Source organism: Mesorhizobium sp. RSR380A (genome assembly GCF_054719385.1).
The window spans coordinates 2077695-2097500 of record NZ_JBTTIB010000001.1 but is presented as its reverse complement, the minus strand read 5'-3'; the positions used below and the strand labels follow the sequence as shown (position 1 = coordinate 2097500).

The 19806-nt window shown below is 62.4% G+C and carries 8 protein-coding genes, 1 tRNA gene and 2 rRNA genes (1 of these 11 cut by a window edge); 5 read left to right on the top strand and 6 right to left on the bottom strand.

Annotated elements, in window-relative coordinates:
- The 3 genes from ACYG9Z_RS10085 to ACYG9Z_RS10075 form a co-directional block, all read left to right on the top strand.
- Positions 1-2299 (top strand): 23S ribosomal RNA (locus ACYG9Z_RS10085) (it extends 503 nt beyond the left edge of the window).
- A gap of 201 nt (positions 2300-2500) precedes the next feature.
- Positions 2501-2615 (top strand): 5S ribosomal RNA (rrf, locus tag ACYG9Z_RS10080).
- 257 nt (positions 2616-2872) lie between these two features.
- Positions 2873-2949: transfer RNA gene (locus ACYG9Z_RS10075), tRNA-Met, on the top strand.
- 319 nt (positions 2950-3268) lie between these two features.
- On the opposite strand, the gene ACYG9Z_RS10070 is transcribed toward ACYG9Z_RS10075, so the two are convergent.
- On the bottom strand, positions 3269-4063 hold the full coding sequence (locus tag ACYG9Z_RS10070; RefSeq protein WP_023685704.1) for a SapC family protein: 795 nt from the start codon (positions 4061-4063) through the stop codon (positions 3269-3271).
- Between the two features lie 238 nt (positions 4064-4301).
- On the opposite strand from ACYG9Z_RS10070, the gene ACYG9Z_RS10065 reads away from it, so the two are divergent.
- Both ACYG9Z_RS10065 and ACYG9Z_RS10060 read left to right on the top strand, forming a co-directional pair.
- A complete protein-coding gene (locus ACYG9Z_RS10065) occupies positions 4302-4571 on the top strand; it encodes a DUF6916 family protein (RefSeq protein ID WP_023751722.1) in 270 nt (89 codons plus the stop codon).
- 72 nt (positions 4572-4643) lie between these two features.
- Complete coding sequence (locus ACYG9Z_RS10060; RefSeq protein ID WP_023751723.1) at positions 4644-5216, top strand: 2OG-Fe(II) oxygenase; 573 nt, start codon at positions 4644-4646, stop codon at positions 5214-5216.
- 15 nt (positions 5217-5231) lie between these two features.
- Here ACYG9Z_RS10060 and ACYG9Z_RS10055 read toward each other — a convergent pair whose 3' ends face one another.
- The 5 genes from ACYG9Z_RS10055 to ACYG9Z_RS10035 form a co-directional block, all read right to left on the bottom strand.
- Positions 5232-5675, bottom strand: coding sequence for a GNAT family N-acetyltransferase (locus ACYG9Z_RS10055; RefSeq protein ID WP_032903693.1), 444 nt, complete (start codon positions 5673-5675; stop codon positions 5232-5234).
- 94 nt (positions 5676-5769) lie between these two features.
- Complete coding sequence (locus ACYG9Z_RS10050) at positions 5770-6297, bottom strand: phage tail protein (RefSeq protein ID WP_023751725.1); 528 nt, start codon at positions 6295-6297, stop codon at positions 5770-5772.
- Positions 6298-6306: 9 nt separating this feature from the next.
- Entirely contained in the window at positions 6307-6828 is a 522-nt protein-coding gene (locus ACYG9Z_RS10045) for a phage tail protein (RefSeq protein WP_023672956.1), read from the bottom strand.
- Between the two features lie 12 nt (positions 6829-6840).
- The gene (locus ACYG9Z_RS10040) at positions 6841-7347 is read right to left on the bottom strand and encodes a phage tail protein (protein ID WP_023672955.1); all 507 of its coding nucleotides are present in this window, start codon (positions 7345-7347) and stop codon (positions 6841-6843) included.
- Between the two features lie 117 nt (positions 7348-7464).
- A complete protein-coding gene (locus ACYG9Z_RS10035; protein ID WP_460222895.1) occupies positions 7465-19704 on the bottom strand; it encodes an inverse autotransporter beta domain-containing protein in 12240 nt (4079 codons plus the stop codon).
- Positions 19705-19806: the final 102 nt, after the last annotated feature.

Below are 19806 nucleotides of genomic sequence, written 5' to 3'. Positions count from 1 at the left end.
CCGTGAGGGAAAGGTGAAAAGCACCCCGACAAGGGGAGTGAAAGAGTACCTGAAACCGATTGCCTACAAACAGTGGGAGCCCGCAAGGGTCACCACGTACCTTTTGTATAATGGGTCAGCGACTTAGTGTGACGAGCAAGCTTAAACCGCTAGGTGTAGGCGCAGCGAAAGCGAGTCTGAACAGGGCGTTCAGTTCGTCGCATTAGACCCGAAACCGAGTGATCTAGCCATGAGCAGGTTGAAGGTAAGGTAACACTTACTGGAGGACCGAACCCATAACTGTTGCAATAGTTCGGGATGACTTGTGGCTAGGGGTGAAAGGCCAATCAAACTCGGAAATAGCTGGTTCTCCGCGAAATCTATTTAGGTAGAGCGTCGACCGAATACCCCAGGGGGTAGAGCACTGGATGGGCTAGGGGTCCTCACCGGATTACCAAACCTAACCAAACTCCGAATACCTGGGAGTACTAGTCGGCAGACACACGGCGGGTGCTAACGTCCGTCGTGAAAAGGGAAACAACCCTGACCTACAGCTAAGGTCCCCAAGTTATGGCTAAGTGGGAAAGGATGTGAGGATCCCAAAACAACCAGGATGTTGGCTTAGAAGCAGCCATCATTTAAAGAAAGCGTAACAGCTCACTGGTCTAAATAAGGGTCTTTGCGCCGAAAATGTAACGGGGCTAAAGCCATACACCGAAGCTTAGGGTTTGGTCCGCAAGGGCCAAGCGGTAGCGGAGCGTTCTGTAAGCTGACGAAGCCATACCCGTGAGGGGTGGTGGAGGTATCAGAAGTGCGAATGCTGACATGAGTAACGTAAGGGGAGTGAGAGACTCCCCCGCCGAAAGACCAAGGGTTCCTGCTTAAAGCTAATCTGAGCAGGGTTAGCCGGCCCCTAAGACGAGGCGGAAACGCGTAGTCGATGGGAACCACGTTAATATTCGTGGGCTTGGAGGTAGTGACGGATCGCACAAGTTGTCCAATCTTATCGGATTGAACGGGCAGCGGAGCGGTTCCAGGAAATAGCTCCTCCTTATAAACCGTACCCGAAACCGACACTGGTGGTCAGGTAGAGTATACCAAGGCGCTTGAGAGAACTATGCTGAAGGAACTCGGCAAATTGCACGCGTAACTTCGGAAGAAGCGTGACCCTTTTCTACGCAAGTAGAGGAGGGTGGCACAGACCAGGGGGTAGCGACTGTTTATCAAAAACACAGGGCTCTGCGAAGTCGCAAGACGACGTATAGGGTCTGACGCCTGCCCGGTGCTGGAAGGTTAAGAGGAGGGGTGCAAGCTCTGAATCGAAGCCCCAGTAAACGGCGGCCGTAACTATAACGGTCCTAAGGTAGCGAAATTCCTTGTCGGGTAAGTTCCGACCTGCACGAATGGCGTAACGACTTCCCCGCTGTCTCCAGCATAGACTCAGTGAAATTGAATTCCCCGTGAAGATGCGGGGTTCCTGCGGTTAGACGGAAAGACCCCGTGCACCTTTACTATAGCTTTACATTGGCATTCGTAGTGGCATGTGTAGGATAGGTGGTAGGCTTTGAAACCTGGGCGCCAGCTCAGGTGGAGCCACCCTTGAAATACCACCCTTATTACTATGGATGTCTAACCGCGGCCCGTTATCCGGGTCCGGGACAATGTATGGTGGGTAGTTTGACTGGGGCGGTCGCCTCCTAAAGAGTAACGGAGGCGCGCGATGGTGGGCTCAGAACGGTCGGAAATCGTTCGCTGAGTGCAATGGCATAAGCCTGCCTGACTGCGAGACTGACAAGTCGAGCAGAGACGAAAGTCGGTCATAGTGATCCGGTGGTCCCGCGTGGAAGGGCCATCGCTCAACGGATAAAAGGTACGCCGGGGATAACAGGCTGATGACCCCCAAGAGTCCATATCGACGGGGTTGTTTGGCACCTCGATGTCGACTCATCGCATCCTGGGGCTGGAGCAGGTCCCAAGGGTATGGCTGTTCGCCATTTAAAGCGGTACGTGAGTTGGGTTCAGAACGTCGTGAGACAGTTCGGTCCCTATCTGCCGTGGGTGTAGGAATATTGAAAGGATCTGTCCCTAGTACGAGAGGACCGGGATGGACGGATCTCTGGTGGACCTGTTGTGGCGCCAGCCGCATAGCAGGGTAGCTATATCCGGACGGGATAACCGCTGAAGGCATCTAAGCGGGAAACCCACCTTAAAACGAGTATTCCCTGAGAACCGTGGAAGACGACCACGTTGATAGGCCGGGTGTGGAAGAGCGGCAACGCTTGAAGCTTACCGGTACTAATAGTTCGATCGGCTTGATCGTTCTCATTCCTTATGCTCATCGTGAACACGATGATCTGACCAGCGCTCACGCATGAGCGGCCCTTAACAGGGCCTATGCTCCGCGAGGGCGCCGGAAAACCGGCGACGCGCAGTCGCGCTTGCGGACTTTGTCCGTTAGCTAGACACAAACGTCGCCTTGGCACGAAAAAACAGCTTCTCGATATAACGTGCGTTTTGCCGACCTGGTGGTTATGGCGGAGCGGCTGCACCCGATCCCATTCCGAACTCGGCCGTGAAACGCTCCAGCGCTGATGGTACTTCGTCTCAAGACGCGGGAGAGTAGGTCGCTGCCAGGTCTGCAAAACGCACGTTGAACTCTCATCCGCAAACCGGATGAAACTGAATCTTCTCTCTACGAAAAGGCCCGCCAAGGGATCACGGGCCGCGCAAGCGGCCCTTTCATTTGGTCAGCCATATACCTATCTGTAAGCCATCCTGTTCATAGGCCCAGGCTTACGTCCAGATAAGCAAGCAAACGCTTGCTTCAGATCCGGAGCAGGCAAGAGCTTGCCCTGGAGAGTCCGGAGCAAGCAAGAGCTTGCCCTGGAGGTGACGCGGGGTGGAGCAGCCCGGTAGCTCGTCAGGCTCATAACCTGAAGGTCACAGGTTCAAATCCTGTCCCCGCAACCAACAAAAAAAGCCCGCTTCACGCGGGCTTTTTGCGTTCGGACCGTGATCGATGGCCGCGACCGGCTATTCAACGATCGAGGAGGGCAGCAAGGCTGGCGTGCTCGACTTTATTGACAGGTCCGCGAACCGGGGGGTGATGCCGCCTCGGCGCATTTCGGCGAGAGCTACACGTCGAGCATTGGGAGTTCGCCAGCCCGTCATGGCAAGCGATCTGCACGACAACAGCATGATTCGAGCGGCGGAGAGATCGTCGTACGAAGGCGCGAACCGTTGATTTAAACAACCCGCGCCTTGCCGAAGCTTTTCGTCGCGGGCCGCGTCAGCCAGCTCGCCGCAATGACGCCTGGAAGACCAGCGAGGTCCAGCTGTTGCTCGAGGCGAGATGGCAATAGAGCAGCGCAAGCGCGCCGGATTTCCTGAGATCGAGAAACGCCTCGTCGCTCAATTTGTTGAAGGCCGGCTCGTCGATCACCTGAAAGTCGGTGAGGTTGAGGGTCTCGCCGCCCTCCAGCGTCACCTTGCTCTGCCGCGGCGCGAACAGGCCGTGCGCGTCGATCTTGTCGATCATGGCGCGAGTCGCATTGAAGTCGGTCTGGAACTGGCTGCAGAAGGCGAGCGCCTGCTTCGAGGCCTCGGCCGGCTCGTTGCCGTCGAAGAAGGGCGCGATCTCGTCGCTGTCCTTGGACGAAGGCATCTGCTCGACGACGCGTTCGCTGGCACGGTCGATGCACAACGTCAGGCGGCCGGTCGTTTTCGATTCATCGGCGAGGATGAAGGGGTAACGGCGGACATAGGCGGGAATGTAATGCGGCTCCGCCCATTTGCCGTCGGCGCCTACGAACAGGTTCTGGTCCTGGCGCAGACCGGTGATGATGACAGGCGCCTTGGCGTCGCCAATGAAAACGATCGGATAGGAGCGCATCGCCGCCGGCATTTCCGATGCGACGACGGGGATGGCGTGCGCGGTGCGGGCAAAGGAGAAATCGGCCCGCGCCGTAAGGCCGAGTGAGCCGTGCCGCAGCGGATTGAGCGCCTCGGGTTTTTTGTAGAACAGCGGCAGCGCGTTGGTCGCGGTGCTTCCGGCCGGGGCCGTGTCTGTTTTCGCGTCAGTCATCCCTAGTGTTCTCCTCTTATACCATTCCGGTTTAGGCCAGTGGCTGCCGGTGCGCAACGCGTTGACGGCTGCTTCACCCTACGTGGCCAAGATAAATCTATCTGTTTGTTTGATCGTGCTCTTTTGTACTTCTGGAGATCGAGCTCTATAGACAGCACGCCATGAAGCGGCGAGATTGGCTGACGGGATAGACATCTCAAGAGAGCCGTCTGAAAGACAGACGAACCAGGGCAGGCGCATGGCATCGCTTTCGGATTTCGAGCAGGGGCAGAGCTTTTCCGTCGAAGCCGGCGGTCAGACGCTCACGATGGAACTGAGCGCGGTGCAGCCCATTGCCAACAGCCCGCGCGACGGCGGTGGCTTCACGCTGCTGTTCAGGGGGCCGCGCGACGCGGCGCTGCCGCAGGCTATCTATCGGTTCAACGGCAAAAGCGGCGCCCATGAGATCTTCATCGTGCCGATCGCTGCCGATGCGGCAGGGCGGCTCTACGAGGCGGTATTCAACTGATTTTTTTCGACCGGATCGGCCACGGGGACGCTCCGGCCATCAGGGCGATTTGGCAGCGCGGCGGCTCGACATATGATCGACTATATCGAGATTGCGGACGTATTTGACGGAGCGGCGTGTAGCGCACTGTGCGCGGAAATTCGGGCGGCCGTGGGCCGTCCGGCCGGCCTGCTGGGGCGTGCCGACCAGAAGACGGCATGGATCCGCAAGACCGTGCGCGCCGAGGTTTCGCAGGCCACTGAAGAGCGGGTGAGTGCCCTGTTGGCGCAGCAGAAGGCGGCTCTGGAGCGGCATTTCGGGCTGCTGCTCGGCCAGGTCGAGAAACCTCAGTTCCTTCACTATCGGCAAGGCGATTTCTTTGTGCCGCACCAGGATGGCAACACGCCGCTCATTCACGACGAGTCGCGGTTCCGAAAGATCTCGGTGGTGATCTTTCTCAACCGTCAATCGGACACCCCTTCGCCAGAAAGCTATGCAGGCGGCTCGCTGGTCCTGCATGGGCCTTACAGCGGCCCGGACCTGCGCATTGCCATGCCGGCATTGCCGGGCTCTCTCGTCGCCTTTCGCTCGGAAACGACGCATGAAGTCACCCCGGTCACGTGCAACGAACGTTTCACCATCGTCTCCTGGTATCGCGGCGCGTGACGACCAACACGGCCCTTACGGCGAACGGGTCATCAGGTCGTAGACGCCTTTGTCCTCGGCAACGGTGAAGCCGAGGCGTTTGTAGAGCCGCCGCGCTGGATTGTTCTTCTCGACATGGATCGAGACCGACTTGCCGACGGCGGCGGCCTCATCGATGAGATCGGCGAGCAACGCACCGCCAGACCCCTTGCCGCGATGCGCCGGCAGGAAGGCGATATCTATGATGCAATGCTCGCTCGCCGAGCGCTCGATATACAGGCGACCGATATCTTGCCTTGCCTGCTCGATCACCAGCCAGTCGGCGTTGGGATAGTATTTCTGGTAATGCGCGTGCTGCGCTTGAAACTGCATGTCGAGGAACGCCGTTTTCTGCGCGTCGCTCCACGGCGTGACGGCAAGTTCTTCGGCGCGGGTCGAGGCGTAGAGCGCCGACAGGAACGGCAGATCGGCGTCCGCCATCGGGCGGAACGTCAGATCAATCCGCGCCGCGCGCACCCAGCAAAATATAACAGGCCCGTTGTCCACAATCGGAAGCTGGATCATGGAGTGGCGCTTACGGACGCGCCGGATAAACGCCTTGCATGGCAATGATGAACGTCATCGCCAGATAGGGAGGCAGGTTGTTGTGAGGCAACGTACTGCCCGTTATGCTCAGTGCCTGGGGGTCCATCTGGACCAGATTTTGCGAAGTGTTGTTCTGATACAGCGTTCCGCCCCCCGACTTCCCCAGAACAACCGCATCGGTAAGAGTTCCCTGGGCGCCACTCTCGGTGGATATCGCGACAAAATGATTATGTTGCGGCATTTCCGTTTGCAGAAGGGTGACGGACGTTTCGCCTCCCGTCTCGCCGAGAAACCGCTCCGACAAGCCATTGCCCTGTCCTTGCCCCATGGGCGCGGAGCCAGCCATATTCGGCAACGCGAAGGTCGACTTGCCGTCGCCGCCGTAAACTGTGCCCAGCAGCGAAAACAGCGCCGTATTCTGCGAGATTGGCAGGAGCTGGCCATCGCAGGTCGCCCACCCCGTCGGGGCGAAATCTCCGGCAAAAACTCGAATTTCGGCGACGAACGGATTGGTCATGGCAAGTCTCTAGCTTTGCTGGGGGAAGATGCCAAATAGCGAGATGATGAAACTGACGGCGAGGAACGGCACCATATTGTCGTGAGGCTGGCTGCCGCCGGCCGGCGAAATGGCTCCGGCGGCCATGTTGCCATCAGGTGCGATACCCACATAGGGCGTCAGCAGGCTCGATGTCGCCAGGACACCGCCGGACGGACCCGGATTCTTGGCGATATTCGACGAACCGGTCCAGGTATGGGAATGGTTCGGCATTTGTTGGGTTGAAACGGTGACGGATTCGACCCCGCCCAGTTCTCCAATGATATAGGTCTGGCTGACCAGCGGGCCCTTGCCAGCATGGACGGGGATGCGGGATGCGAGGTTGGGCAGGGCGAATGTTTCCTCCCCGTCGCCGCCATAAGTCGTACCGATCAGATTGAACAAAGTTTCGTTCTCGGAGATCGGCATCAACTGGCCTTGGCAGAACGCCCAGCCATTCGGAGGGAAATTGCCACCGAACATCCTGATCTCGCCGACAAAAGGTTGGCTCATCGAAGCGTCCTCTTAATTTCGCGACGGGAATATGCCTTGCAGGGCAATGATGAAATTCAAGACGAGATAGGGCGATCTGTTCTCATGCGGCTGGCCGCCACCGACGAAAGTGATGTTTTCCTTCGCCATAGCCACCGCGCTGCCAGGCGGCTGATAGATCGGGCTGGCGTTCGCCCCCAACAGCGCGCCGGATGGATTGTTGACGTTGCCGGCAGTGTTCGATGCGTTGACGAAATGGTTGTGTGTCGGCATTTCGCCGAGCGTGAGCGTGTGAAACTCTTCGCCGCCCTGGCCGCCGACAATTGCACCGATAGGGCCGCCCGTATGAACCGGCGCACGTCCCCTCATATCCGGAAGGGCAAAATTTGTCTGGCCGTTGCCGCCGTACCTGGTGCCAAGAAGTGAGAACAATGGCTGGTTCTGGTTAAGCGGCAACAACTGGCCGTTACAAAATGCCCAGCCGCGCGGTGCATAGTTCCAGGAAATGATCTTGACTTCACCTAAATAAGGCTCACTCATCCCCGTCCCCTCCGTTGGCCGCTTACTGTCTGAATTCTTGTATTATGCCTAAGTAAGACAACAAGTCGATATCAGATTCATAAAATATATTTCCTAGGACGAATCCAAGGTTGCTGACTACGGTGTCGCGGCAGGCAGCAGTGGCAGCGGCTGGTTGAAGAACGTCCGGGTGTCCGTCAGCGCCGTTGCCCCGCCATTGATGGTTTCGATACCGGCCTCGCTCGCCTGCGGTACGTTGATCGTGCCGTCGGCGCCGCCGAGGCCGTCCGCGAGGAAGCGGATGGCATTGGCGTTGTTGACGTTGGTGATGGTGTTGGCATGAACGTCGGCATTGATGATAGCGCCGGCAAATGTGGCGGTGACCGTGATGCCGCGGCTGTCGGCATTGTCGCGAATGGTGTTGTTGGTGACCGTCGCGTGCACGGTGCCCGGCTGCACGAGCTGCGTGATCGAGACGCTGTCGCCACCGCTTATGCCGTTGACGCCGATGCTCTGGATAATGTTGTTGTCGATCAGCACCTTGGCGACGCCGAGGCTTTCATGCCCAACCCTGATGCCGTTGCCGGTTCGCGATCCCGAGGTTGCTACGCCTTGCGTACCGATGACGTTGTTGGCGATTGTGCCGTCAAGCGTCCGTGCGAGGTCGCCGCTGCTGAACACGTTGATGGCCGTCGAGTCGCTGTTGGTGACGGTGTTGTTCCGGACGGTGAAATTCAGATTGCCGCCCGTGCCGGCGCCGGAATTGCTGCTCTGGGTAAGGTTGATGCCGTTGTTCAGATTGTTGAATAGATTTCCCGTGGTCTCGCCGATGTGAGCGTTGACGGTGCCGTCATTGGCAATGACGAACAGACCGGTTCCAGGGATGACTCCCGGTCCGGGATAGGCGTTGTTGCCGGTGAAGGTTGCGCCGTCGACGGTCAGCGTCATCGTCGGCGCGCCGGCGACACCGGCGCCGTCCGCCTCGAAGATGAAGTCGCTGCCGGCATTGTTTGAGGCGCCGTTGTTCGAGAACGTGCCGCCGCTCACCACCAGGTTCGCCAACGTGCCGCCGGAATTGATGACCTGCACGTTATGGGTGAATGAGTTGGAGACCGTGAGGTTGGTGAACGTGGTGACGTGCGAGGCGTTGCCGGTAAGTTCGTTGAACAGGATTCCGGACTCGGTGTTGGCATCGGCATTGCTGTTCAGGGTCAGACCGTTGAGCACCACACCGTTGACGCGCAGGCCCTTTATGCCGTTGCCCGCATTGTCGCTGATAATCATGTTGCTCAGGCTGACATCCTGAGTGTCGGTCAGGCTGACGCCATCGCCGGTCGAGTTCTGGATCGTGCCGCCGCTGCCCCCCGTCGCGCCGGTGCCGGTCACCACCAGATTGCCGCTGGTGCCGGTGTTGTTGAGCACGATGCCGTTGGCTGCACCATTGGACGCAATGCTCCTGAACGTCACGTCGCCGGCGCCGATCGTCGTGTTGGCGACATTAAGGGCCGTGCCCGTGCCGGACACGATGGTGTTGCCGGTGCCCTGCACCGTCATCGTGCCGCCGGTGGTGGCTGCCGGACCGGGGCCGGTGGCGCTGAAACCGGCGCCGCTGGTCGTGGCGATGACCAGCCCGCCATTGGTGAAGTTGATCGTCGCGCCGGCATTGTCGCTCAGGCTGACGCCAGCCGCCGTGGTCGAGGTGATCGATTTCGACGCGCCGGAGAAGGTGATGATGCCGGCGACATTGTCGTCCAGCAGGATGCCGATCTGGCCCGCCGCATTATGCGTGATGTTGCCCGACAGGGTGATGTTGCCGGCGGTCAGGGCGCGATCCTGGATGTTGACCGCCTGGCCGGTGCTGCCGCTGGTGATCGCGCCGGCATAGGTGAACGCCGCCGTGCCGCCGCTGTTGGCGGTGCCTAGGCCATCGCCGATACGGATCACGGCGCTTGTTCCGCCCACCAGCGCGCCGGTGCCGAGGTCGATCGCTCCCGAACCGGTGACGGAATCGAGGATGACGGCGCTGGTGCCGCCGGCGCCTTTGTTTGTGGAAGCGAAGGTCACGCCGCCCGCCGCGATAGCAACGCTGTCAAGGTTGACCGCGACGCCGCTGCCGGTCGAAATCGTGTTGCCCGAGCCGATAACGGTCACGGTGCCAGTACCGTTGCTCGTGGCGTTGAAGCCGGTGCCGGAGGTGGTGGTGATGGCTAGGCCGCCGCCGGTGAAGTTGACCGCCGTGTTGGTGTTCGCCGTCAGGTCGACGGCATTGTTGGCTCCGGTGGTCAGTATCTTGCTGGCGCCGGAGAAGTTGATCGTGCCGCCGGTGTTGGCGTTGACGAGGATCCCGTTGGCCACGCCGCTGGTGGCGCTGAGAGTGCCCGACAATGTCGTGGTGCCGGCGGTACGGGTGGAGATGCTGACGACGTTTCCGGCCGTGGTCTTGGTGACCGAGCCGGCATAGCTGACATTGGCCGAGCCGCCGGTGACCAGGAAGGCCGCGCCGGTCGCGCCGCCGAGCGCACCGGAGCCGAGGCTGACAGTGCCGGCGCCGGTGACATTGGTCAGCGACACGTTGTTGGTGCCGCCGGTCGAATTGGTCGAGGTGAAATTGATGCCGGTGGTGGCGATGCCGTTGAGGTTGACCGCCTGCGCGGAAGTGGAGCTCACCGTGCCGGTCGTGACATTGACCGTGCCGCCATTGCTGGCGCTGAATCCGGTGGTGCCGCTTGTGACGATGTCGAGGTTTGCGAAGCTGACGGTCGAGGCCGTGGCGCCGTTGTTGATTGCGACTGCGGTGCCGGTCATCGGCGTCGTGGTGCCGAGATCGACCGTACCGGTGAAGCTCACCGTATTGGCCGCCGTCGCGCCGGAAATGCTGATGCCGCTCGCAGCGCCGTTGGCGATCACCGAGCCGGCGAAGGTGAAGCTGCCGCCAGCGCGGGTCGAGATCGTGGCCGCCGCGCCCGACGTGCTGATGATGGAGCTGGCGCCGTCGAAGCTGATCACCGCGTTGCCGCCGGTCACCGAAAGGCCGCTGCCGCCCGATATGTCGACATTGATACCGGCAATCGTGCCGCCAGCGCCCGACGCGCCGCCGAAGGCGATGCCGGTGCCGGTCGCTGCGGTGGTGATGTTGACGTTGGTCAGCGTCGTCGTGCCGACGGTGTTGTCGAGCCTGAAGGCAATGCCGGTGGCGCCGGTGCTGGTGACGTTGGTGATGGTGGTGTTGGACGCGTTCAGCCACACATCGCTGGCGTTGCCGGAGAAAGTAACGTTGTTGATCGTCGTGCTGTTCGACGGGGTAATCTCGATACCCTGCGTGGCGAAATTGCTGATGGTCATGTTGCTGATGACGGTATTCGCAGCACCCGCGCCATTGTCCTTGACGCCACGCGCGGCACCCGCCGGGCTGCCATTCAGGATGAAGCCGTCGATGATGTTGCCGCTGGCGCCGAGCGTGATGACATTGTTGCCGGCGCTCGTCGTCAGCGTCGCGGCGCCATTGGGCGTCTGGTCGATGATCGAGATGCTGTTGCTGGCGAGCTGGATGGTGGAGGGCACCGTCAGCGCCAGATTGATGTTGCCGTTGCCGAAGCCGCGCACCTGCTCGACGGTGGCGAGAGCCAGCGTGTCGTTGCCATTGCTGCCTGCCGCGGTGATGGTGCCGCCATCGTTGACGAGAACCAGGATGTCCGTCGCCACGGCTGCTGCTTCGGCGGTGGCCAGCGTCGCGAGATTGTTCTGGTCGCGACCGCTGCCGTCACCGGTCGCGGACGCGCCGACGAAATAGACCTTGCCGACTCCGAAGCCCAGGCCGGGAGCCGACTGGAAGTTCACATCCTGGAAATTGTAGGTGCCGGCAACCGGCGCACTGGATGCGTCGATGCCTACATTGGCGCCGATGGTCGAGAGCTGGTCGGTCGCCGATTCGCCGTCGCCATAGGTGAAAGCGAGGTTGGTGGCGCTGTTGAGGAACACGCCGGTGTTGACGCCGGCAATGCTGGAGCTGGCGCCGCCGACAACGGCATCGCCGAGGCGTACCGTCTGGCCGCCAGTGGCGCCACGCAGGTCGACGGCGATGGTGCTGCCGGCGGCGGCCGCGTTGGTCACGTCGAAATCATTGGCGGTGATCGCCGCGTTGATCGCCGCACCATTGAGGTCGAAGGCGATGCCTGTCGTGCTGTTCAGGCCGATGTCGAGATCGTTGAAGGACAGCGCCGCGCCAAGCGTGCCGGAAACATCGACACCACGCGTGGTCATGCCTTGCAGGTTGACCGTGCCGAGAATGATGGCCCCGCCGCCCGACGAGGCGATATTGGTCAGCGAGATGCCGGTTGCGGCGGCAGTGGCCGAAACACTGTCGAAATTCATGCCCGCAGCGCCAATCGTAACGCCATTGAGGTTCAACGCGGTGCCGCCGGCCGTCGTGGTGATGCTGTTGTCGCTGAGGAGCGCGCCGACGCTGACCGTGCCACCGCCGCTGGCGTTGAAGCCCGTGCCGGAGGTGGTGGTAATCACCAGGCCACCCGTATCGAAGTTGATCGTCGCGCCGGTGTTGGTCGTCAAGTCGACCGCCGTATTGGCGCCAGTGGTCAGCGTCTTCGTGCCACCGCTGAGAGTGATGGTCCCGCCGGAGTTGCCGTGGACATAAATACCATTGTCGAAACCGCCGGTGGCGCTGAGCGCGCCGGACAGTGTGACCGTGCCGCCGGTGACGCCGGAGATGTCGACTATCTTGCCGGCGGTGGTCTTGGTGACCGTGCCGCCATAGCTGACGGTCGCAGCACCGCCATTGAGCTGGAATGCGACGCCCGAAGCGCCGCTCAATGCGCCGGATCCGAGGCTGACTGTTCCGGTGACATTGGCCAGGCCAACATTGTTGGTGCCGCCGCCCGACGAGGTCGAGTCGAGCGCAATGCTGGCGGCGACGTTGATGAGGTTGATCGCCTGGCCGCTGGTCGAATTTACCGTCTGGGCACCGCCGGTGGCGGTGATGCCCATCGTGCCGCCGGTGCCCACGATGGCCGTGCCGGAGGTGGTGTCGATGGTCACACCGCCGGTGAAGCTTGTCGTGCCGCCGCTCTGCGACAGGCCGACGCCGCTCGTCGTATCGATGTTGGCGAGGCCGGTGACGTTGACCGTGCCTGATACCACATGGATGCCGCCGCCGGCCGTGGCGGTGTTGTTGACCGTCACCGCGCCGAAGGTGAACGTGCCGGTGTTGGCGCCGGTGCCGTCTATGCCGAAGCTGCTGGTGCCGGTGATGCTGGTCGCGCCGGAGACATTCACCGCCCCGGTGACGCCGTTGAGGATGATGCCGCTTGTGCCGCCGCTCGAGGTGATGCTGTCGAAATTGACGCCGCCGGCGCCGAGTGTGCCTTGCAGCGATAGCGCTGTCTGGCCCGTAGCGTTGATCGTCGTCGAGCCGGCATTCGCGACGGTCAGGACATTCAGCCCCGAGAGGCTGAGGCCAGTGGCGAGGGACGTCGTGATGTCGAGGCCGCCATTGAAATTGACGGCGCCGCCGGCGGTGCCGCCCGAAATCGAGACGCCATTGCCGCCGGTGATGGCCACCTGGTCGGTGAAGGTCACCGCGCCGCCGGTGCGGTTGGCGATGTTGATGCCGCCACCGGTCAGCGTTCCGGCCGGCCCGCCATTGGGCAGGAAGCCGCGCGACACCGAGATGGTGCTGGTGCCGCCATTGACGTCGAGCAGCGTGCCGGCAAGGTTGATGTTGTTGTTGATGACCGACAGACTGCCATTGAGGCCGGTAACCTGGATGGCGGTCTGGCCCGCCGCGACATTCGAGATCGTCACGCCTTCGATGGTGATGCCGCTGGCATTGCTGAAGCCGGCCGCGCTCTGGTCGATCAGGAAGGCGGCACCGGCCGCGCTGCTGAAGTCGAATGCGGTGTGGCGCACGGCATTGTCGCCGAGCAGCTGCATCAAGTTGGCCGTCCCGCTGACGACGGCCTCGTCGCCGGTGATGTTGCCGCCGGTGGCGCCAAGAGCACCTTGGACGTTGGCCGGCTGGATCGTGCCGGTCGAAACCACATTGCTGTTGCCGAAGCCGGTGATCGTCTGGCCGGAATCGAGCGTGAAGGCGGTGGCGCCGAGATTGATCGTGCCGACGAAGGCGAAGTTCTGCGCGCCTGTCAGCGCATCGGCGGCGGCGAGCGAAATGGTGTTGACGCCCATGCTGAGATTGCCGGTCGTGCCGGCGGCGATGAAGCCGCCCGACTGCGAGACCAGCGTGACCGAACCGGGCGCGGTGGCGAGGTTGGCGCTGCCGGTGAAGAACACGTCGTCGAAATCGTAGTTGCCCGATATCGGGTCGAGGCCGACGGTGTCGACGGTGTAGCCGCCAACGGCCGCGGTGATGAAGGATTCCAGGCCGTCGGTCGAATCGCCGTCGCCGAAGGTGAAGGTGGCATTGGCTGAAGTCGCCGTGGTGCCGCCGGACGACAGTTCGACGCCGACGCCGACATTGTCGATCTTGGAACCCTGCAGGAAGGTGATGACCTTGTTGCCCGTGGTCGACGACAGGTCGATGCCGCGCGAGGTCAGGTCGCCCAGGCCGGTGATCGTCGTCAGGCCGAAATCGGCCGTCGTCGAGGAGCCGCTGAAGTCGATGCCGGTCTGGTTGGCGCCGACATCGTCGATGGTAGTCGTGCCGAAGCTGACATCGTTGTTGGTGCCGGCGAAGTTGATGCCGGCAGTGCCGCTCGTGGTGCCCAGCGTGACCTGGGTCGTGCCGAAGGTCACCGGGCCGGCATTGCCGACAATGTTGATGCCGATGCCGCCGGCGCCCGTCACGGTCACCGCCCCGAAGGTTGCCGATGCGGTGCTCGCGACACCGGAGACGGACAGGCCGGTGCCCAAGGCATTGGTGATCGATAGCGGGGTGGTAACATTCAACGTTGCGGTGCCGATCATGCCACCGACCACCGCGCCGCCGCCACCGCTCGCCGACAGGGTCGGGCCGGTGAAGCTGAACGCACCGCCTGCCGGGGGCAATGTCGAGCCGATGGCGAACAGATTTCCGGTGCCGGTCGACGTGACGCTGCCGCTGAACTGGGCCGAGCCGCCGATGGTGCCGTCGATCTTGACCGCCGTGCCTGGTGCTGTTGCCGAGCTGGAGATGTTGGCCGAGACCGTGATCGCGGCGCTGCCGCCAAAAACCACGACGCCGTTGCCGGTGCCGGAATTGGTGATGGTGCCGCCGATGTTGATCGTGCCGGTGTTGTTGGTCAGGCTGACGTCGTCGCCCGAAACCAGCGTCGTCACCAGATTGTTGACATTGACCGTCGCGGCGCTGCCTTGCACCACGAAGCCGGGGCCACCGCCAACAACCGTGTCGATCGTCGTCGTGCCATTGAAGGTAACGGCGTTGGCCACGTTGGTGAGGCGGATGGCGTCGCCAGTGACGCGATTGATGTCGACAGCGCCGAAGGTGACGCTGCCGCCGCTGGTGTTTTCGATGAGGATGCCGGTCTGCACGGCGCCGCCTGAGCCGTCGACGGTGACGCTGTCGAAAATGACGCCGCCTGCGCCGATGGTCAAACCGCCGGCGCCACCGAGATGGATGCCGTTTTCGACAGGGCCGAGCCCAGATGCGGTCGTGTTAGTGCCGGTGACGGTGAGCGTGCCGCCATTGATGGCGCTGAAGGCAAGGCCGCCGTCGGTGGTGAGGTCGAGCCCGCCGGTGAAATTGATCGTGCCGCCGGCATTGCCGGTCAGGTCGATGGCGTTGGCCGCGCCGGTGCTGGCGGTGATTTGGCCGGCGAAGGTGGCCGAGCCGCCGGTCATGCCGCTGATGATGACCGCGCTCGCGGCACTCGTCTGATTGATGGTGCCGTTGTAGGTGAGGTTAGGCGTTGCTCCAAGAATGCTGAGCGCCGTGCCCGTCGTGCCGGCGATCGAACTCGCATTGTCGAAGGTCAGCGTGCCCGTGGAACCGCCCGTGACGCTGACGCCGATACCGGCGCCGGTGATGTCCAAATTGTTGAAGGTGCCGGTGCCGCCGAAGTTGCTGGCCAGCAGGCCAGTGCCGCTGACGCCGCCCATCGTCGTGTTGGTGATGTTGATCGCACCCGTTGCGCCGGTCAGGTCGATGCCGGTTACGGCGCTGCTGATCGTCACCCCGGTGATGGTGGCCGCGTTTACATTCGATCCGTTGATCGCCGAGCCCGAACCCGCATTGCTGACGCTGAGGTCGGCGACGCGGTTGCCGTTGGCGAGATCGATGGTGCTGCCGGCCGAGTTGTTGAGGGTGGCGGCGCCATTGCCGAACGGATCGACCTGGGTGCCCGAAGTAACCACCTCGGCGCCGGTGACGTTGGCCGGCGGCCCGACGAGAGCGACGGTGTTGCCGTTGGCGAAGGAGACGATCTGCTGGCCGTCGGCAAGCGTGAAGCCGTCGGCATCGGTGTTGATAGTTCCAGCGCCGCTGTTGACAAGGACGAAGATGGTGTTGGCGTCGGTCGTCAGACCGTCGGCGGCGTCGGCGTTGATAAGGTCGCCAACGCTCGCGCCGGAGCCGGTCCCGGTGTTTGCTGCGCCGACGAAGATGACGTTGGCAGTGTCGAACAGCTGCGGGCCGACCAAATGGGTGGCATTGAAAGCATAGGTGCCGTTGCCGGCCAGCAGGCCGCGCATGTCGAGCGAGGCGGTGGTCCCGGTGATCGATGCGCCGCCGGCGGCATCGAACGAGAAGGTGGTGTTGGCGCTGGTCCCGGCCGCGCCGTGCGTGCCCATCTGGACGCCGGTGCCGGCGGAAATGACGCCGGTGCCGATCGTCACCGAGCCGCCGGTGGTGCCGGAAAGGTCGATGCCGGTCGAAGTGCCGGCGCCGGTGATGTCGAGCGAGGTGGCGGTGAAGGTCGACTGGCTGCCCGACAGGTCGAGCCCGGTCTTGCCGGGCGGCAGGCCGGTGATGTCGATGTTGGCGAAGCTGATCGTGCCGTTCGTACCGAAAATGTCGATCGCGTTTTGGCCCGGCTGGTCGATCGCGACATCGCCGAAAGTGATGGCACCGGAATTGGCAGCCAGTATGATACCAGAGCCAGAAGGAGCGGTGACCGTGACATTGCCGCCAAAGCCTACCGTTGCCGAGCTATTCTGGATGACAATGCCGTTTGCGACGTTCGAAATCGTCGTCGAGCCGGAGATATCGAAGCTGCCGGTGACGTTCGTGAGGCCGACACCGGTCCCGCCACTAATCTGGTTGAGGCTGGTCAGCGTGACATCGAGCCCAATCTGGGATGCGCTGAATCCGTTGCCGCCATTGCCGGAGATCGTTCCGCCAGTGGTCGTCAGCTTGCCGGCGCCCGTCGATTTGGCGTCGACGCCACTGCCGCCATTGACCTTGGCGTCAAGCGTCTCGAAGCCGTAGGTACCGTTGCCGTTGATCAACAGGCCGTCGGTGCCGTTGTTCGACAGCGTCGTCGTGCCGTTGAACGAATAGGTTCCGTCGCCCTGGATCGACAAGCCGGCGCCGCCATTGTTGGTCGAGCTGAGGTTGGTGGCGGTAACGGTATTGGTGCCGTCGAACAGCAAGCCGTTCAGGTCGGCGCCGCTGACGGCCAGGCCCGTCATTGTGACATTGCTGACGGCGCTGCCGTGAACCGCGTTGCCGCCACCGGTATTGGACAGGTTGAAGTCGAGCAGCGAGGTATTGTTGGCGAGCGTCACCGTGTCGCCGGCACCGCTATTGGTCAGCGTGGCTGCGCCGCCGGCGTCGGAGACGGTGCTGCTGTGCACGACATTGTCGCCCGTCACATTGATCGGGATGCCGCCGAGCGAGAACGTGCGGCCGTTGCCGAACGAAGCCAGCGTCTGGCCGGCGCTCAGCGAGAAGGCGTCCGCATCGTCTATGTCCGTGCCGCGATTGACCAGCACGAAGATCGCGGTGCCGTCGGTATTGGCATCGGCCGTCGCGACCGTCGCCAGATCGAGCAGCGAGGATCCGGTGCCCGAACCGGTCGCGGTCGCGCCGACGAAAATCACATTCTGCTGGTCGAACAGCTGCGGGCCGCTGAAGGTCGTCGAGCCGAAAGCATAGAGCCCGAGCGTCTGGTTGAGCCCCCGCGCGTCGAGGGAGGCGGTGATGCCGGCAATCGAGCCGCCACCGAAACTGAATTGGGCATTGGCCGAATTGGCCGGCGAGCCGGAAATGCCGAAGCGCACGCCGGTGTCGACATTGGCGATCGCGCCGCCATCGGTGATGACGATCGTAGCCCCGCCCGCGCTCGGGGAAGACAGATCGATGCCGATCGAGCCGGCGGCGCCTGTGCCAGTGATGTTGAGCGACTGCGCGGTGAAATTCGTCTGGCTGCCGGAGAAATCGAGGCCGACGCCGGAGCCGAGGCCAGCAATGACGATGTTGCCGGCAATTATTGATGTGTTGGCGCCCGCAAACACCATGCCGTCGGTGCCGGGATTGGTGATGTTGATGTCGCCGAAGCGGATCGCGGCCGGCGAATCCGTGATCGCGATGGCCGGTCCGGTCGTGTTCGAGATCGTCGTCGCGCCGTTGACGGTGAAGCTGCCCGAAAGATTCTCGAGCACGACGCCCGATGCGCCGCCGGTCTGGGTGATCGAATCCAGCACGATATGGGCGGTGATCGGATCGATGAAGACACCGACGCCGTCGTCGCCGAGCGCCTTGTTGCCCGACACCTGGCCGCCGGTGATGGTGATCGAGCCGGCGACCCCGGTGCCCTTCACGGTAATGCCGGCATCGTTGTTGTCGAGCGCGTTGAGGGTGGCGAAAGTGTAGGTGCCGTGGCCGGTTATATCCAGGCCGTCGTCGCCATTGCCCTGCAGCAGCGTCGTGCCGGTGAAGTTATAGGTGCCGTCGCCTTCGATATGCAGTCCGTCGAGGCCGTTGCCGGTCGCGGTGAAGTTCGAACCATTGACGCCGGTCGAGGTGCCGGTGAAGTCGGCACCGTGGCCGCCGGTGCCGGTGACCGTGACGTTGGTCAGCGTGGCGCCGGCGATGTTGTTGCCGAAGATGCCGTCCTTGCCGCCGGTGATGGTGATACCGCTCAGCGTGTTGCCATTGGCGAGCGTCAGGACGTTGTTGGCGGGGTTGGTGCCCTGGATGGTGCCGTTGGAGCCGCCGAAATTGTAGGTGCCGATGCTGCCGTCGGCGAGCCGCGCCTGGACACCGCCGCCACCGCCGATAACGGTCTGTCCGTTGGCGAGCGTCACGCCGGCTGTCGTAATGTTGCCCTTGCCGCCCAGCGCGACGACGACGCCGTTAGCGCCGGCGCCGGCGACTGCATTGTCGAGCGTGGTCGGGTCGCCGATCGTGCCGAGGCCGAGCGCGTCGTTGTCGCCATCGGCGAAGAAGAACTGGCCGAATGCCGTGTTGGTGGCGGCATTGATCGCCACCCGCGTCGACGTGCCGGTAACTTTGTCCTGGCTCTCGATGCGTACGCCGATGTCGCCGCGCACGCGATTGTTGACGCGTTTGCGCAGGCCGGGGCTGACCGGATAGACCGGCTCGGCGCCGTCATCGGCCGAAGACGAGCCCTTGTGGAAAGCGTTGAGCGGCACCGTCAGCCGGATGCTGCCGGCGAACTGGGTGTCATCGCGGTTGTCGTTGCGCACCTCGCCGGTGAAGGTCAGCGACGTGCCTTTGCCGATGACGTCGCCGATCGAATATTCCAGGCCGGCCTTGGCGCCGGTGATGCTGCCGTCGTCGCCGTCGGGATCGCCGAAATGGTAGGCGCCGACATCGAAACGCAGTGAATGGTTCTCGGGCAGGTTGAGCGGCACCTGAACGCCGACCTCGCCCTCGATGCCCCAGGCCGCGTAATCGCGGTGGGCGATGGCCGATATCTGCTCGATCAGCTGATGACCGACCAGCGACAGGCTCGACTCTTGCCCGGCCGTGCTGCGGTCGCCGCTGATCGGCAGATAGACGTTTACGTGCGCATCGTATTTTGAGGTGATGGCCTCGAGGCCGAGCGTCGAGGCGACGAACTGGTGACTGTCGTGGTTCTGGATGTTGAGATAGGCGTAGCCGCCGATCATCAGATCCGGATTCACGATGCGGCGAACGCCGAGGCCGACGTCCTGGCCGAAGCCGTCGTCGAAATCGTATTTCGAGCGCACATCGAGAAAGAGAACGGATTCGAGGTTCTGCTTCAGCGGCAGGAAACCCTCGATCGCCGTGTTGCCGCCATTGTTGTTGGCGCCGATGATGGCGCGGACCTGCGGCTGCCACAGTCCGGTGTCGCCGGCATGGGCGGCTATGCCGGTAAGGGCAAGTGCCAGAGTGGACAGCGCAGTCGTCTTCCAGAGATGCCTGGAAAAACCTGACCGGCGATACTTGCTATTCGCCCGGAAGCTTCTTCCGTGCGTCGCCATGTCATTGATCTGCCGAGTTTTCTCGGTCGTCTCCATCCCTTGCGAACCCCGACGAGTACACGCTCCGTCGCTAATACTATCCGAATCCCAGTGTATAGCGAG